14 protein-coding genes are annotated in these 15974 nt (G+C 61.9%); 7 read left to right on the forward strand and 7 right to left on the reverse strand.

Going from position 1 to position 15974, the window contains the following annotated elements:
- Nucleotides 1-69: 69 nt before the first annotated feature.
- Both GC119_RS10440 and GC119_RS10445 read left to right on the forward strand, forming a co-directional pair.
- Nucleotides 70-1446: an NAD-dependent succinate-semialdehyde dehydrogenase gene (locus GC119_RS10440; RefSeq protein WP_151953113.1), complete on the forward strand. Its 1377-nt coding sequence runs from the start codon at nt 70-72 to the stop codon at nt 1444-1446.
- 364 nt (nt 1447-1810) lie between these two features.
- Nucleotides 1811-2251, forward strand: a complete 441-nt coding sequence (locus tag GC119_RS10445) for a YtoQ family protein (RefSeq protein WP_070576255.1) — start codon at nt 1811-1813, stop codon at nt 2249-2251.
- Between the two features lie 78 nt (nt 2252-2329).
- Here GC119_RS10445 and GC119_RS10450 read toward each other — a convergent pair whose 3' ends face one another.
- Genes GC119_RS10450 through GC119_RS10460 form a run of 4 tightly spaced genes read right to left on the reverse strand, consistent with a single transcriptional unit; the run spans nt 2330 to nt 6069 of the window.
- Complete coding sequence (locus GC119_RS10450; protein ID WP_070576258.1) at nt 2330-2908, reverse strand: hypothetical protein; 579 nt, start codon at nt 2906-2908, stop codon at nt 2330-2332.
- Entirely contained in the window at nt 2901-4565 is a 1665-nt protein-coding gene (locus GC119_RS10455; RefSeq protein ID WP_070576260.1) for a sodium/proline symporter, read from the reverse strand. The genes GC119_RS10450 and GC119_RS10455 overlap by 8 nt, the downstream gene beginning before the upstream one ends.
- Nucleotides 4562-4720, reverse strand: a complete 159-nt coding sequence (locus GC119_RS10975; protein ID WP_176745926.1) for a hypothetical protein — start codon at nt 4718-4720, stop codon at nt 4562-4564. The genes GC119_RS10455 and GC119_RS10975 overlap by 4 nt, the downstream gene beginning before the upstream one ends.
- A gap of 8 nt (nt 4721-4728) precedes the next feature.
- On the reverse strand, nt 4729-6069 hold the full coding sequence (locus GC119_RS10460) for an aspartate aminotransferase family protein (protein ID WP_151953114.1): 1341 nt from the start codon (nt 6067-6069) through the stop codon (nt 4729-4731).
- Nucleotides 6070-6244: 175 nt separating this feature from the next.
- On the opposite strand from GC119_RS10460, the gene GC119_RS10465 reads away from it, so the two are divergent.
- The 3 genes from GC119_RS10465 (at nt 6245) to GC119_RS10475 (ending at nt 10895) form a co-directional block, all read left to right on the forward strand.
- The gene (locus tag GC119_RS10465; protein ID WP_193215660.1) at nt 6245-7990 is read left to right on the forward strand and encodes a helix-turn-helix domain-containing protein; all 1746 of its coding nucleotides are present in this window, start codon (nt 6245-6247) and stop codon (nt 7988-7990) included.
- 88 nt (nt 7991-8078) lie between these two features.
- The gene (locus GC119_RS10470; protein ID WP_151953116.1) at nt 8079-9305 is read left to right on the forward strand and encodes a hypothetical protein; all 1227 of its coding nucleotides are present in this window, start codon (nt 8079-8081) and stop codon (nt 9303-9305) included.
- A 69-nt stretch (nt 9306-9374) separates the two neighbouring features.
- Nucleotides 9375-10895 (forward strand): amidase, encoded by a 1521-nt coding sequence (locus GC119_RS10475; protein ID WP_151953117.1) that lies wholly within the window; start codon nt 9375-9377, stop codon nt 10893-10895.
- An 802-nt stretch (nt 10896-11697) separates the two neighbouring features.
- On the opposite strand, the gene GC119_RS10480 is transcribed toward GC119_RS10475, so the two are convergent.
- The gene (locus GC119_RS10480) at nt 11698-12513 is read right to left on the reverse strand and encodes a hypothetical protein (protein WP_141750252.1); all 816 of its coding nucleotides are present in this window, start codon (nt 12511-12513) and stop codon (nt 11698-11700) included.
- Nucleotides 12514-12724: 211 nt separating this feature from the next.
- Here GC119_RS10480 and GC119_RS10485 point away from each other — a divergent pair, with 211 nt between their 5' ends.
- A complete protein-coding gene (locus tag GC119_RS10485) occupies nt 12725-13255 on the forward strand; it encodes a peptidylprolyl isomerase (protein WP_070777205.1) in 531 nt (176 codons plus the stop codon).
- A 295-nt stretch (nt 13256-13550) separates the two neighbouring features.
- Complete coding sequence (locus GC119_RS10490) at nt 13551-14348, forward strand: rhomboid family intramembrane serine protease (protein ID WP_083318955.1); 798 nt, start codon at nt 13551-13553, stop codon at nt 14346-14348.
- 272 nt (nt 14349-14620) lie between these two features.
- Here the strand turns inward: GC119_RS10490 and GC119_RS10495 are convergent, their stop codons facing one another.
- Entirely contained in the window at nt 14621-15313 is a 693-nt protein-coding gene (locus GC119_RS10495; RefSeq protein ID WP_226829406.1) for a YczE/YyaS/YitT family protein, read from the reverse strand.
- Nucleotides 15304-15861, reverse strand: a complete 558-nt coding sequence (locus tag GC119_RS10500; protein ID WP_226829407.1) for a cell division protein CrgA — start codon at nt 15859-15861, stop codon at nt 15304-15306. Before GC119_RS10500 ends, GC119_RS10495 begins: the two co-directional genes overlap by 10 nt.
- Nucleotides 15862-15974 lie beyond the last annotated feature (113 nt).

A 15974-nucleotide genomic window follows, 5' to 3' on the forward strand; every position in this document is an offset into this window, starting at 1 on the left:
ACGGAAATCAGTCGAAACCACAGCTCAAAGCTGCGTGCAGCGAAGCACGCCGTCGAGAAAGGAAACGTTATGAGCTCATCGTCTTACCGAGTGCAGAATCCAGCAACTGGAGAAGTTGTAGAAGAGTTCAACAGTGCGTCGAGTGCAGAGGTCGAGTCAGCGCTTGACAAGGCACATAACGCGTACCAGTCGTGGCGCAAGATGTCTACGGCCGAGCGCGGAGAAATCGTGTACCGAGTTGCAGCGCTGTTCGCCGAGCGCAAGCAGGAACTGGCAGAAATCATCTCCGAAGAGATGGGCAAGCCCGTGTCTGAGGGCATCGAAGAAGCCGAATTCAGTGCAGAGATCTTCCAGTACTTTGCAGACAATGCTGAAGAACTGTCTGCTGACCAGGAGATTCCGACCAATGCGTCCGGCCGAGCCTTCATCGAACGCAGGCCAATCGGAGCGCTTCTGGGCATTATGCCGTGGAACTTCCCCTACTATCAGGTGGCACGATTCGCCGCCCCGAACTTCATGCTCGGCAACACGATCATCCTCAAACACGCAGAGATCTGCCCCCGGTCTGCCCTGGCAATCCAAAAGATCATGCACGATGCAGGTGTCCCCGAGGGCGTATATAACAACGTCTTTGCAAGTCACGACCAAGTGGCAGACATCATTGCCGATCCACGGGTTCAGGGGGTTTCGCTGACGGGCTCCGAGCGTGCAGGCGCAGCGGTTGCAGCCTTAGCGGGCCAGCACCTGAAGAAAGCTGTACTCGAATTGGGCGGTTCAGACCCCTACGTCATTCTCGATACGGCCGATGTCAAAGCCGCAGCCAAGGAAGCGTGGGAAACCCGGCTGATCAACACCGGCCAGGTGTGCAACGCAAACAAGCGAATGATCGTTATGGATGACATCTACGACGAGTTCGTTGAAGAGCTCAAAGCGCTCGCTGAGAATATGTATCCGGGCGGGCCCGCAGACGAAAACGAGAACAGCTACACCCCGTTGTCGTCATTGGCTGCCGCGGAGCGCTTGGACAAGCAGGTCAAGCAGGCGGTGAAAGACGGTGCAACTCTGCACGCGGGCGGTGAGCGAGGTGAAGCCGCTTACTTTTCGCCGGCAGTCATCACCGACGTCACATCGGACATGGCCGCGTACAGGGAAGAGCTGTTCGGCCCCGTGGCTGTCGTCTATCGGGTGTCGTCGGATGAAGAAGCCCTTGCACTGGCAAACGACACTGAGTTCGGGCTCGGCGGGGCTGTGTTCTCACGTGATGAAGACAGAGCACAGAAGATAGCTCAGCAGCTTGACGTCGGCATGTCGAACGTGAACACTTTCGCCGGTGAGGGCGCGGAGTTCCCGTTTGGCGGTGTCAAGCGCTCAGGCTTTGGCCGTGAGCTCGGACCGCTTGGCATGGATGAGTTCGTCAATAAGCGGATGTACTTCGTAGCGAAGTAACCGGGCCCTGCCCAGCCGACCTCCACCTCGTCCCCTTACCTGCCCTTGCGCACGCGGTAATGCAGACTCACGCTTTAATGCGGCGCATTAGCGCGCAAACCTGCATTAAAGCGTGAGTCTGGGTTGGCTGGGGGCCGACGAGGTGGGGCTGGGCCGCCGGGCCGGGTGCCGAAGGCCGACGAGGTGGAGGGCCGGGTGTGGAATGCCGAGGCGCCGGGTCGGGGCCGCCAGAGCCGCCGGGTCGGGCTGGCCCGGGCGCGGACTGCGGGTGTGCCGTGTTGCGCAATGTGAGACAGTTAATGGACAAACCGTCCAGGCAGACTGTTCAGACGAACTCAGCTCACATTCGACGAAGGAGCCCTTCATGACGTTCAACGTGTACCTGTCCGGTGAAATCCACACTGACTGGCGTGAAGAAATCGAACGCGGCGCAAAAGGCGCAGGCCTCGACATCACGTTCACCGCACCCGTGACCGACCATCCGGCAAGTGACGCCGCTGGTGACCACCTGGCTGAAACCCACTCCCAGTTCTGGCGCGACAACCAGTCCGCCAAGGTCAACGCCATCCGCACTCGCACCCTCATTGAAAAAGCGGACATAGTTGTTGTGCGCTTTGGGGATAAATACAAGCAGTGGAACGCCGCATTCGATGCGGGCTACGCTGCAGGGCTGGGCAAGCCGTACATCACACTGCACGATGCTGACATCATCCACCCGCTCAAAGAAGTCGACGCCGACGCGCAGGCGTGGTGCGAAACCACCGAACAGGTAGTCGAAACTCTCCGCTACGTACTCAAAGCCTGAGCTCGCAAGACTCCAACATTCCCCGTGCCCGACTGTGCGTGAATACGGCTCTGTGAAAACGACTGCGTGTAAATACGATCAGTTGGTCTTCTTCGCCTCGATGACCCAATGGGAACCATCGAAACCGTCGACCAGCATCCGCGCGCTCATCCCGCGCCCGCGGGCCTCAACCACCCAATTGGGTTTGAGCACGCCGCGGGGTTCTTCCGGCTCCAGGTCGAACACCATGCCCAGCCGGTAGCGCTTCCGCAGGGCTGCGGCAGCGAGGTCGCGCGCCTGCCGCGCAACCGCTTCAGACGGAGCCTCTGCCAAAGCGCCGCTGGCCTCAACCGCTGTTCCCTCCACCGGGAAGTGCGCAATGAACGAGGTGCCGCCCCTGGCATCGACAAGCACGTCGACTGCCGCTGAACTCGCCGCGCCACCAGCGCCGAAACCACCAGTGTCACCCCGCCCGAACAGCCGCGCCAACGACCGCCCGCGCTCTCGCTGAACCAACAACCGCACATGCCAAAACGGGTGGTGAACCAGCCGCGCGGAAGCCTGCCCGCCGCCCAATCTGCGGCGAACAACCTCCTCGGCCTCAGCGGCCGAAACCGACGGGGTCAGCCGGACTGCACGCAGCCCAGCTGACCCCGTCACCAGGTTCGGGTCAGTCACGCGAGGTGCCTTCCACCTCGCCAGCCTTCCTCACCTGACCGCCATCGGAGCCGTCAGCGTCCGTCACCTGACCGGCGCTGCCCGCGGCAGTTGAGCCAGCACCATCGTCGCCAGCACCAGCTTCATCCTCAACCGGGACCTGCGCGGCGAGACCGGGGTTCTGCCCCATGGCCAGGCGAGCCGGAATCGGCCCAACCTTCGCAGTTTCGTTCAGAGCGTCGACAATGTGCTCAGGCACGGGGTTGGCCTTCTGCGTGGCAAGTGACACCACAACAAGCGTCAGCGCGGAGATAACAACCGTTGCCATCGGGTCGATTGACGTCTTCTCCGTCAGACCGCCCAGCTGCCACACAACCGGAACCACAGCACCGACGATCATCGACGAAATAGCTCCGGCAGTGTTCGCTTTCTTCCACCACACGGCGGCAACATACGCCGGAACAAACGACGTGCCGAGAATCGTGGTGGCGAAGATGACCAGGTCAGCCACACCGGGCGCTCCCGTCAAAGCAACAGCGAAACCGATCACAGCAAGCACCAGCACCGTGATGCGCGAAACCCACACTGCCTGGCGCTGCGAACCGCTGCGGCTGATGAAGCGCTCAAAAATATCGTGCGAGGCAATCGTGCCGCTCTGCAGAAGAAGCGCATCCGCTGTCGACATAATCGCTGCCATGATGGCAGCCATGACGATGCCGACAGCGAAGTTCGGCAGCACCGCCTCGGCAATTCCGAACACGGCCAGTTCAGGATCCGACAGGTTCGGAAGCAGCACCAGCGCCATAACGCCAACCAGGTACGGGGCCGGCACGAACAGCAGGTTGAAGCCCGTCGAGTACAGCGCCGCAGTGCGCGCAACCGAGGGCTTCTTCATGGCCATGTGGCTGACGTTCACGTGCGGGTAGCCCATGTAGCCGATCGAAAAGATCAGCAGCGCACCGATGATCACACCCCATTCGACGGACTCAAAGCCGTCGGGTCCCCACATGGTGAGCAGGTTCGGGTTGATCTCGCCGACCGCCTCGTTGCCCGCGGTCAGACCGCCGACAGCCATGAGCGTGGCAATGAGAATCCACAGCATGCCGATCAGCATGATGATCGCCTGCGCGAAGTCCGAATACGCAACAGCCAGGTATCCGCCCAGGAACGTGTAGAGAACAATCACGCCGATCGCAATGAGCAGCGACCACTTGAAGTCAATTCCGGTGACCATTTCCAGCCCTCGCCCACCGGCAATGAACTGTGTCAGCACGTACAGGAACATGCACGCCAGCGCGATCGGTGCGGCCACCGCCCGCGTCCACGCCGACGGGTAACGGTGCTCCAAATACTCAATCGAAGTCAGCGATCCGAGCATCTGCGACAGTTTCCGCATGCGCCTGCCCAGAATCGACAGGTTGAGCACACCACCGCCGATGTCGCCCATGGCGTACCACATGCCGAAGTAGCCCTGCGTGTAGCCGAGTGACCCCGCACCGAGGAACATGTAGCCGGACATCGACGACGACTGCAGCCTAAGCGCCGTCACCGCCGGACCCAGGCTGCGCCCACCCAGGAGGTAGCCCTCTTCGCCAGTCGAGCTGCGCCGCATGGTCCACACGCCGATCGCAATCATCGCGGCAAAGTAGATCAGCAGGAATGTCAGTTCGATGCTCACAGCGCACCTCCTTCTTCAGGCGTCCCGAGTGCGCTTTCTTCCGCATCTTCGGCACCCCAGTGTGATGATGAAAAGAAGAAGATGAGCGTGTAGGCAATCCAACCCAGGGGGATGCCCACGATGATGAGCAGTGTTGTTACAGGAAGTCCGAACATCGTGCCCCTTACTCCGTGAATGAGTCGGCCACGTCGAGTGCGCGGTCAATGGCGTCCAGGCCTGCCACAACGTCGTCGTCTGGTGTGTTCAGCGGCGGCACCACGTGAATGCGGTTGAAGTTGGCAAAAGGCAGAACACCGTACTCCTTGATTTTGGCGATCGTGGCGTTCATCGCTTCGCTCGTCGTCCCGTAGGGTGCCAGCGGTTCGCGGGTTTCCTTGTTCTTGACCAGTTCAATGGCCCAGAAGCAGCCGCGTCCGCGCACATCACCCACCGACGGGTGGTTGGCATGCATCTTCTCCAGCGCAGGCCGGATGACTTCTTCTCCCAGCCGGGCGGCGTTTTCGACCATTTCCTCTTCCCGCATGGTTTTGATTGTCGCAGCCGCGGCCGCGGTCGCCAGAGGGTGACCGGAATACGTGAGACCTCCGGGGAAAACGCGGTCGTCAAAGGTCTGCTTGATCTCATTGGACATGATGACCCCGCCCAGCGGCACATATCCGGAGTTCACACCTTTGGCGAAGGTGATGAGGTCCGGCACAACATTGAACTGCTCAAAGGCGAACCACGTGCCGGAACGACCGAAGCCGGCCATCACCTCGTCGGCAATGTACATGATCCCGTACTTGCGGGTCAGCTCTCGCACGCCCTCCAGGTAGCCCGGCGGGGGAGCGTAGATGCCTGCGGTGCCGGGAATCGTCTCCAGGATGAGCGCTGCGATGTTCTGCGCACCTTCGAGCACAATGACGTCTTCCAGGTGGCGCAGAGCGCGTTCGGTTTCATCGTGTTCATTGTCCGTGCCGAAGTGCGACCGGTAGGTGTGCGGCGGGAAGAAGTGGACAACGCCCTCACCCGGGGTGTCATTGGGAATGCGGCGCGGGTCGCCGGTGAGGTTCACCGCCAGGCTCGTAGCCCCGTGGAAGCTGCGGTAGGCAGACAGCACTTTCTGCCGCCCCGTGTGCAGGCGCGCCAGCCGCACGGCGTTTTCGTTGGCATCCGCTCCGCCGTTGGTGAAGAACACATAGTCCATGCCGTCTGGCGCCAGGCCGGTGATGAGTGCGGCAGCCTCAGAGCGCGGCTTGACCGCGTGGGCCGGGGCGATCGTGGCAATCGAATCAGCCTGGTCTTTGATGGCCTGAATGACCTTGGGGTGCTGGTGGCCGATGTTCGTGTTGACCAGCTGGGACGAAAAGTCCAGAAACTTTCGGCCCTCGCCGTCCCACACGTGCGAACCTTCGGCGCGCGTGACGGTCATGGGATTGATCTGCGCCTGGGCAGACCACGAATGAAAAACGTGCGCGCGATCGAGTTCGTATATCTGCGCAGCGTCATCGAGGTCGATGTTCATAAGAGCCCCTTTGCTCACAGTGCCCCTGCTGGGCTGTTCAGCGGCAATGCGGAACAGTCAAACAGGGGCGGCGGTTCGTTGTCTGCGGGCAAGTATGTCCTACGCGCCAGGCCACGCCAAGAGTCATTCTGTAAAGTCTGCGCTGAACATTGTTTACACATTGAAAGGCGAAGCGGTGCAGGACATCGGTTCCGGTCAGGAAGCCGACGCGCTGGGCGACATCACCGTCAGGAAATTCGTGCAGCTGCCCCAGGTGGAGCTCGGCAGTCCGGTCGTGCTTGCCGGTGAAGAACACCTCGACACCCCGATTCGCTGGGTCCACATTGCCGAAACCGAAGAAGTCACCGATCTCCTGGAGGGAGGCGAACTGCTGCTCTCCTCATCGCCTGCTTTCCAGCATTCCGTACAGCGCACCCGCGCCTTTCTCACCAAGGCATGCAGGGCCGGAGCCGTGGGGTTCGCAGTTGAGGCAATTGACGAGGCGGGGCTTGCCAACCCGCGAGCCCTCGAGGTGCTCACAGCGGCAGGCAGGGCAGCGGGGATGCCCGTCATAGCGTTTCGATCCCGCATCCGTTTTGTGCGGATCACGCAGGAAGCCCACCGGATGCTCATCGGTCAGCAGCTCAGCATTGTCGAACGCACGCGCGAACTCCACGAGGTCTTCACCGAACTGAGCCTCAGCGGAGCTGGCGAAAGCAGAATCGTGCACGAAGCGGCCGAGCGCTTAGGGACCCCGGTGGTGCTGGAAGACGCCGCTCACCGGATTCTCGCCTACGCACCGGCCGATGGTCTCGCTGCAGTAGAAAACTGGCCGCCGAACGCGAGCACTGCGGTTCCCGTGGGCTTCAAAGGCCGCAGGTGGGGGAGGGTGGTTGCTCCTTCGGCACATGAAGACGACCCTTATGCGGCCGAGGTCCTTGAGCGAGCAGGCCAAGCCATCACCCTGGTGCGTGCCCACTCCCAGACCACACACGATCTGCGGATGCGAGCCAGCGACCACTTCGTGTCAGAACTTCCGCACTTGAGCGAAGAACACGCCCGCAAACGCGCCCGCACAGCAGAGCTCGATGGTCCTGGCGGATACATGGCGATCGCCGTGAAAATGTGCGATGACGTCGTCAGCGGGGACAAACCTGCGGGCGCAAGCGAATATGTCAGCAAGGACGACCGCGCTGAATACCAGCTGCGCGAACGAGGCCTGCGCATGGAGATCGTGGCAACCGCCGAACGCTTAGGGCTGACCGCCGTGACATCCGCTTGGCGCAGCGGAACCGTTGTTGCGATCCTCGGTTTCTCCGAGTGTGCGGGCGCCGGCGGCACCAACCGTGCGTCTGCACCCAGCCCGAGCCGTGCCTCAAAACCCGCCTCCGCCTCGACACCTGACGAACTCACCGCCGAAATGTGCCGCGAACTCACCGAGGCAATCCTCGAAACCATCACAGTCGGCGCAGGCCCGCTCAGCGAAGCACTCGTGGCCGTTGCCGATGACATCCCCACCGCGGTCGAAGCCGCCCACGTCGCAGCGGGCATGTCCATCCGCCGTCAGCCCTTCTACAGGTTCTCCGACCTGCGGCTCAACGGCCTCATTGCCAGCCTCCACGACGACCCGCGGATAAGCGCATTCGCCCACGCCGAACTCGGACCGCTGCTCGAACCAACCACCCCAGCCGACACCGAAACCCGCGGAAACAAACGGCGGGAGGCCGGCGGCGCCTCGTCAGAAGATCTCGAATTCCTGTGGGTCTACCTGCTGTGCCGCGGACAGAAAGCCGCCGTGGCGCGGCAGCTGGGAATCAGCAGGCCGGCTGTCTACGCAAAAGCCCGGCGCATAGCATCGACCTTGGGAGTGTCACTCGACGACCCAGAATCAGCAGCCTCACTCCTGACCGCACTGCTGTGGCAGCGAAGCCGCAGCACGTGACAGAGGCAGGTGCGGCCGACGGAACAGCCCACAGCCATGCCGGGTCAGCCGCAGCGTGAACCCGCAACAGCGAGCAGAAAGGGACAGCGTGGACAAGCAGCACAGAATCGACTGGGCGAAGCTGCGCAGGCGCGGCCGCCGCTACTGGGCGATCTCCACGCAGATTTCCCTGTACTTCGGCGTGCACACGCTGCTCATGACCGCCATCCCGCTGTCCATCTCCGACCCCGTGATCAGGCCAATTGCGCTCGCCCTCTACATGGGCGCGGGAATCGCGTTTGACTCATTTGCCACGGCGCTTTCCACCCGGATCGGCAACCGGCGGGTAGCCCGAATCGCCGGCGGCCTGCTCACCGCTATGGCGTTTTTGGCCGCCCTGGGCGGTGTCCAAGACTGGGCATGGCTGGTGCTGGCGGTCCTGTTCTCAGTGTGCTCGAGCCTGCTCTACATTCCCGGAATCGCCTACTTTTCGAACCTCCTGGGGGCGCGGCAGGCCGACGGTCAGCGGATCTCGGTCATCCTCCAACGAGGCGGAGCTTTAGGGTCGGCTCTCATCATCTCCGCGGTCTTGACTCAGGACCTCGCGTGGATCATGTGGTGGTTCCTAGTGGGGCTGGGGCTGACGTTCGGGGCGCTCAGCTACCGATTCCCCAGACCCGTGCGCACGGCAGAGGGCGCATCGCTGAACCCACTGGCCGCCATGGCGGCATCAGTTTCGGCGACTCTGCATTCGCCGACGCTCATGCTGGGGCTCGTGGTCTCATGCATAACACCACTTATGTTCCTGCTGCACGGCTCTGTTCTTCCCGTAGAAAAAGCAGGCGCCGGAAGCACGGTCGGGGCTGCAATCGGCGTAGGCCTGATTCTGCGCGAGCTGCTGTCAGTTCTTTCTGTGGCGTTCATAGCCCGCGGCAGCTTTGTGCGAGCCAATGTCGAATTCATCATCACAAGCGTCATCGCAGGCATCGGCGGAGTCACGGCCGCTCTCAGCAGTCAGCCCTGGCTGGTGGCCGTCGGCATCGCACTGGGCGGGCCCGTGGTGGCAAGCACAGTCGTTGTCACAGTCCTCAACGTCAACCGCTCCGCCATCGGGTCCTTCCGCCCGTGGGCACACTTCGGAGCCATGGGCATGTCCCAACGGCTGGCCGGACTGGCCGTACCACTGGCTTTCGGCTTCGCCGCAGGTGCGGGTGGCGCCGCAGTGCCGATCGCAGCGGCAGTCATGTTCGCAGCGGTAGCCGGCGGCGCCTTGGTCCTTTTGGCCATTGTTGTGCGGCAGCTGAGAGGCGTAAACGGCTTAGGGAAATCCGTGTAGGGGCTTTAAAGTGGGGCAGAGCCATACGGCTTGTCACCCCACCGACACAGGCCATCACAAAGGAGTGCAATGCCTACCGATCAGCTGCACTGGCTGTCAGTCCGCGAACTTCTGTGCGGTTTCCGCGCAGGTACGTTCACCCCGCTGGAAGTGCTTGACCATCTGGTTGAGCGAATTGAAGAACTCGACAAAGCCACTGGAATCAACGCGATTGTCGATCTTCAGATCGATTCAGCCAGGGAACTCGCGTTGGCAGCCACACGGCGCTACCAGGAAGGCGCGGGGGCCAGCAGCAGTGTGGATTCTTCCCACCGCGATGCCGAACCCCCACTTCTGGGTGTGCCGTTCCTCATCAAAGAACAGCACGATGTTGCAGGCCTGTCAGCAACACGCGGATCCCAAGCCCTACAGGGGCGAATCGCGGAAAAAGACGCTGAAATTGTGGAGCGGCTCAAACAGGCCGGCGCAATTCCGTTTGGGCGGACCACCACGCCGGAAATGTCGTGCGCAACATTCACCCACACTCGCGAATGGGGAGTCACCCGTAACCCCTACAACCTGAACAAGACCCCGGGTGGCTCATCGGGCGGTTCCGGTGCTGCGGTTGCCGCAGGCTTCGCACCTTTTGCCACTGCGAGCGACATCGGCGGGTCCACTCGCATTCCCGCTGCCTTCTGCGGCCTGCCGGGGCTGAAGACCTCCTACGGGCGCACACCCGGGGCAGTTCCCACCAACATCGACTGGTACCGCGGTGACCACATTCTGGCGCGTACCGTGTCTGACACCGCACTTGTCTTCAACCAGATCATGGGACCGTCCAGGTTCGACATGGCGACGCTTCCCGTCAGCGGAACGTTCCCCGTCGAATATGGCTTCGGGCGGCACGAATTCACCTCAGGGTCGGAAGTTTCGCCTGAAGCAGGTAAGCATGAAGTCGACCTGAGCGGATGGAAGATCGGAGTCAGCGCCGACCTTGGCTGTTATGAACTCGATGAGTCCACGCGACTCGGCGTTGAGCGCATTGCCGAAACATTGGAGGCCGCGGGAGCGCGCATTGTGCCCGTCGAAGTTGGGCTGAAACTTGACGATGTCACGCGCGCCTCGATGGCTCACTACGGCGGGCTTTTGGCTCGCAACGTTATGCGGCAGGCCGGGGGAGACATTACGGTTCTTGAGCCCTACACGCAGGAGTTCGTCCGCCGGACCACGCGATTTGCCGAAGAAACGTCGCTTCTTGAAGCCGCCATCGTCGAATCAGACATCCAGCAGAAGCTGCTTAAGGCACTGGACGACGTTGACGTGCTCATCACCGCGACCTCTGCCGTGGAAGACCTCGACGCCGGAGAAGACTTCACCACCGGCATCGACCGGCCCGACGGTGAGCACAGCTTCTACTGGGAGGCTCACCAGGTGGTGCCGTTCAACATCGCAAACAGGATGCCGGCTATGTCAGTGCCCAGCGGCATCGGCTCGGCGGGAGTGCCCACGGGCGTGCAGATTGTCGGCATGCCCTACCGCGAAGCAACTGTGCTGCAAGTCGCCGCCGCTGTCGAAGCGCTCATGCCGTTCCCCCGGCCCACGGTGGGGTGAGGGGCTGCGCGGGCGGGGTTTCTGGCTTCGGCGGTTACTCGTCAGTTCTGCTGAATAGGCGGAAGATTGAGGCGATCCGGCAGTTTTTACCTCGTTTTGTCGCCTATTCAGCAGAGTGAGCCGGTTGAGGCGCCAGGTGTCCGACATATCGTTCGAAAGGTCGGGCAAAAGCCTTGTGTTCCTGCAATTCCCAGCTAATGTGGTTTAGGCAACGGAAAAAACTCCGGACGTTGCGTATCGAAGACGATAGGCAGTGTTCTGAGTCGGATCCAATGCATCCGGCGTACTTTCGAAGTCCCGGTGATATCTCCTTTCTGTGTGTGCTGTGGCCGGGTTCCATGTGGAACCCGGCCACTGCGTTGCCCACAAAACTCTGAACCCGCCTCGGTGGGCCCGCAGAGCCTCACACCCGCACACCGGTTAGCAACAAAAACTCCCGTTAGCAGTGGCGGCTAAGGCGCGGATCTGTGGCTAAAGGGAGTTTTTGTGCGCTTAAGGCGCAGATTCCCTCTAACGGGTGTTTCTGTCACCTGCGAGTGTGGCGCACGGTTGCAGCGGGTGGTCAGGTGCCGCCCCGAAGCTCAGTTTGCCCCCTCCAGGCGTGCAGATTAGGGCACAAACGGAGGCGATCTCCGCGTTTTCGCCTCTATATGTGACCTAATATGCAGACCCAACGCCCGGACCCACACCTCAGAACCCACCCCAAAAAAACAAACGAGGCGGAACTCACAAAAGTGAGTTCCGCCTCGGGAATTCAGTCAGGCAGCGAGCCTTTCAGCTGCGCCCGACTCCAGAACAAGGATCAGGCCTTCTTGTCTTCTTCGTCTTCGTCGAGCAGGTCGCTGACAACGGCGGCGTCGCCTTCGGCAACGTTGAGGCCGTCCTGTTCGACAATGACTTCGCCGTCTTCGTTCAGCGGTGCGGGAACGTCTTCGACAACGGTGGTCGTACGGTGCGAACCGACCGGACGAGCATCAGCGGGGCGGTTGCCCGGCAGCGGTTCCGACCACGGGTCTTCAACCGGCTTGACCTTCGTCCAGACGTAGTAGCCGATCAGGCCGACACCGGTCAGAGCCAGCAGCCACACAATCCACATGCCGCGCTTGCCCTGAGCCTTGCGGGCTTCCTTTGCAGCCTGCTTCGAGGCCTTGCGTGAAGCTTTGGCGAGTTCGTCGGCACGCTTAGCGGCGAGCTTCTTGAACTTCTTGACCTGGCCCTTCTTGCCCGTGACGCGCTCGATCAGTTCGTCAAGAGCCTTGGGGGTTTCAGCGTTGCGAATGGCCTTGGCGGCGTCCTTCGAACCAGCGGCAATCGTCTTGGCGTGGTCGGAGGCGCGTTCACCGCCGCGTGCAACCAGGAGCCCCTGGGCTTCGGCAGCTTTGGCGCGACCGTACTCAAGCCCGTCTTCGATCTTGCCGAGGCCCTGCTCAGCCCAGTCTTCGAGCTGCGGGCGAACGTTGTCGGCAGTCTTCTGCAGGCGGTCGCCGGCTTCCTTAATGGCGGGGCGTGCGGCCTCCGTGCCTTCCTGGAGAAGCTGACCGGCCTTTTCGCTCAGGTTGTGTACGGCGTTGTCGACGTTTTCGAGAAACGACTTCGGTGCGGACTTCTTCTTGAACATTTCACCCTCCTGGGATGTTCGACCCTGCTCAGTGCAGGGAATGTGTGTGCGCCATTCGTCTTCTCCATCGTACTGGTCGGCACTGACGCAGAGAGACCCCATCGACGTGAATGGCCAGATTGTGAGGGTATTTCCACTGACAGCGGAAGTTCCAAGGGGAACATCAGGGCCAAATCAGCGTCGTGTCAGACCTTCATGACAGACTGAAGCCATGAGTATTGCTACACAGCAGGCCATCCTGCACACCAACAAGGGCGACATCAAGCTTGACCTCTTCGGCAATCACGCTCCGAAGACGGTCGCCAACTTCGTCGAACTGGCCAAGGGCGAACGCGAATACAAGGACGACGCTGGCCGTTCCAACCCCACCCCCTACTACGACGGTCTGGGCTTCCACCGCATCATCTCGAACTTCATGATCCAGGGCGGCTGCCCCGTCGGCACCGGCACCGGCGGCCCCGGCTACACGTTCGACGACGAAATCCACCCCGAACTCCAGTTCACCAAGAAGGGCCTGCTGGCCATGGCCAACGCAGGCACCCGCGGCGGCCGCGGCACCAACGGCTCGCAGTTCTTCATCACCACCGCCGAAACTCCGTGGCTCAACGGCAAGCACACCATCTTCGGGGAAGTTGCCGACGCTGAATCCCTCGCGGTTGTCGAAGCGATCGAAGCCTCGCCTACCGGCGCCATGGATCGCCCAATTGAAGACGTCGTCATCGAGTCGGTCGAAATTCTCTGATCTGCTCTGACCCTTCCGACTGACGTGCGGCCCGGTTGCTGCCGGGCCGCGAGACACAGCGCCGCAGCTTCTGCTGCGGCGCTGTCGCTTTCTCAGTGCCAAACTCCCGAGGCTGCGGTCCAGAACCCAGCCCCAAACCGCCCGGGTGCTGATCTGGTACAGAGCCCAAGCTCCCGAGGCGCCGCCCCGGTTCCCCGAGCTCCCCTCCCGGGCGCCGGTGTTGAGCAAGCCGGGCGGCGCCTCGGCGTTTGAAGGCTGGTCAGGCCGCCAGAGCTGCTCGGCTATCCTCGTGTGCATGAGCGATTCAGCAGGTGCGACCCCCTTTTCGGAAGAACCTGACCCGGGAGGCGTGCCCGCTGGGCGACCGGTGCAGCGAGGCCCGGCAGTCGTGCTCACACGGCCCTATGTGACGTGGACGATCATCGCCATCACGTTCTTCTTCTTTTTGCTGCAGTTCTTTCCACCGCTTCAACTTCAGAGTCGTTTTGCCTTCGCCCCGATGCTTGCGCATGAGGAACCGTGGCGGGCTCTGACTGCGGCGCTCGTCCACGCGCAGCCCAATCCCAGCCACGTGCTGTTCAACATGCTGGGGCTGTTCTTCTTCGGCTCTTTTGTCGAACGGTCCATGGGGCACGTGTTCATGCTGGTCACATATGTGATCGGGGCGTTCGGCGGATCGGTGCTCACGCTTGTGCTGGCTGCGCCGGGAACCCCCGAATTCAGCTCCGCCTACGTTGGGGCCTCCGGTGCGGTGTTCGCAGTGGTGGGGACCCTGCTTGCGCCCACCAGCCGACTGGACCGGAACCTCATGGGAATCGTGCTGTTCTTGTGCCTCAACATGGCGCTTGTGACGGTCGATTCGAACATCGCCTGGCAGGCTCACCTCGGCGGTTTGGCCGTGGGATTTGTCCTGGGCGTGGCCCGCGTTATGCCTCGTGGCGCCGGCATCCTCGCTAAACGGTATGTGCGCGGCGGAATTGGTGTGGAGCCCACACCGGCTGTTCCGGCAAGCAGCTCTTCAGCACGGGGCGTGTTCTGGGCCGGGGCCGTTCTGACGACTGTTGTCCTCGTCGCCGCCTACGCGGTCGTGTGAGGCAGCGGGCTAGCGGCGTTAGCTGCCGCGGATTCAGGCTGGGCGAGAGCCCAGCCGGTCCAACCCACCGCTGCGCCAGGTGAACTCTGCTGATTAGTCGGAAGATTGATGCAAAAACTGCGATTTCGCATCAATCTTCCGACTAATCAGCAGAACTGGTGAGTAGGCAAAGGCTGCCGAGGCGCCGGGCCGGTTCCGCTGACAGGACAGGCACCGCTGCCGGGCCGCACCTACCGCCGGGCCGGCCTCACCGCCGGGCCGCACCCACCGCCTCACGTTTCGTCGCTGACCAATGGGTCTGACGGCCCGAAGATGGACTGGGCTACCCGCAGGAAGAAGTTTGTGAGCGGACCGATGAGCAGCGCGTAGGCGAAGGTGCCGATCCACAGTAGTCCGCCCAGCAGAACTCCGGCTACGAGAACGGCAATTTCGATGACTGAGCGCACCATCCACACGGGTTTGCCGGTCACACGGGTCAGGCCGGTCATGAGCCCGTCGCGCGGGCCGGGGCCGAAGTTCGGAATGATGTACAGAACCGTGGCGATCGCGTTGAGGACGATGCCGGAGACCATGAACAGAATCCGCACCCACAGCTGTTCCGGATAGCCGATCAGCCACACGAATAAGTCCAGCCACACGCCGATCAGCACCGCGTTGGCAATCGTTCCCAGCCCGGGCTTCTGTTTGAGCGGAATCCATGCCAGCAGAACGATCAGCGACATGATCACGATGATCGTCCCAATCGACAGCGGCACGTGGTGGGAAATGCCCTGGTGCAGAACATCCCACGGCACCGGCCCCAGGTTGGACATCACCATGAGACCAGAGGACAGCCCGTAGAAGGCAAGCCCCACGAACAGGGCCGTCAGTCGCCAGCCGAGAGGCGCCTGGGCCAGAACCCGAAAGTCTGCGGCCCTGGCCTGCTGGCCGGAGCCGCCTCGACCCGATCCGGGCCTCAGCGCCATCGGGTAGACATGGCCAAACCGGCGACCATGATGGTGAAGCCGGCAAGCAGGTTCCAGTTGCCCCACACCTCGACCGGCAGCGCGCCGCCGGACAGGTAGAACACGATCAGCCACAGCATGCCCACGATGATCACGGTGAGCATGGTCGGCAGGAACCAGCGGGGGTTGGGGCGCAGGCTGCTTTCCGAACTGCCGGATTCATACTTGGTCTGCTTGCGCGCCGATGCGCGCTTGGCCGGGTTGCCCGACTTCGCTGCGTTCTTCGACTTCTTGGCGGGCTTGGCGTTTCGGTTCTTCTGCTTAGTACCCGAACTGCCCTTGTCGCCCGCGTTCTTCTCAGTCTTCTTCTGAGCTGGCTTTTTGTCTGCCGAGCTGCCGCTTTCGTCTGCTTCAGAGGCAGCGGCTGGGGTCTCGTCTGAGGTCTTCGCGCTGTCTTCTGCGTCTGCGCTGTTCGCGTCGAGTCCTGCCGATTCTTCGGTGTCGGTTTCGGCCGGAACCTCGGATGAGGTTGCCTTGAGGTTTTCTTCGCGCTTGCTTGACGGGGCCACAGTTCTCCTTCGGTTGGCCTTGCACAGGCCAAACAACGGCATATCGGAATTCCTCAGGGTATGTTAGTCGTTTTCGGCTCGCATAGCACAGGCTCGTCGGATCGAGCCATTAT

Source organism: Brevibacterium sp. Marseille-P9724 (genome assembly GCF_902500275.1).
In the GTDB taxonomy this organism is placed as follows: domain Bacteria; phylum Actinomycetota; class Actinomycetes; order Actinomycetales; family Brevibacteriaceae; genus Brevibacterium.

Bases quoted from the DNA above. Each gene is read 5' to 3' on its own strand.
- GC119_RS10440 (WP_151953113.1), top strand. From the start codon at position 70: ATGAGCTCATCGTCTTACCGAGTGCAGAATCCAGCAACTGGAGAAGTT.
- GC119_RS10445 (WP_070576255.1), top strand. From the start codon at position 1,811: ATGACGTTCAACGTGTACCTGTCCGGTGAAATCCACACTGACTGGCGT.
- GC119_RS10975 (WP_176745926.1), bottom strand. From the start codon at position 4,720: ATGTTCGGACTTCCTGTAACAACACTGCTCATCATCGTGGGCATCCCC.
- GC119_RS10460 (WP_151953114.1), bottom strand. From the start codon at position 6,069: ATGAACATCGACCTCGATGACGCTGCGCAGATATACGAACTCGATCGC.
- GC119_RS10475 (WP_151953117.1), top strand. From the start codon at position 9,375: ATGCCTACCGATCAGCTGCACTGGCTGTCAGTCCGCGAACTTCTGTGC.
- GC119_RS10480 (WP_141750252.1), bottom strand. From the start codon at position 12,513: ATGTTCAAGAAGAAGTCCGCACCGAAGTCGTTTCTCGAAAACGTCGAC.
- GC119_RS10485 (WP_070777205.1), top strand. From the start codon at position 12,725: ATGAGTATTGCTACACAGCAGGCCATCCTGCACACCAACAAGGGCGAC.
- GC119_RS10490 (WP_083318955.1), top strand. From the start codon at position 13,551: ATGAGCGATTCAGCAGGTGCGACCCCCTTTTCGGAAGAACCTGACCCG.
- GC119_RS10495 (WP_226829406.1), bottom strand. From the start codon at position 15,313: ATGGCGCTGAGGCCCGGATCGGGTCGAGGCGGCTCCGGCCAGCAGGCC.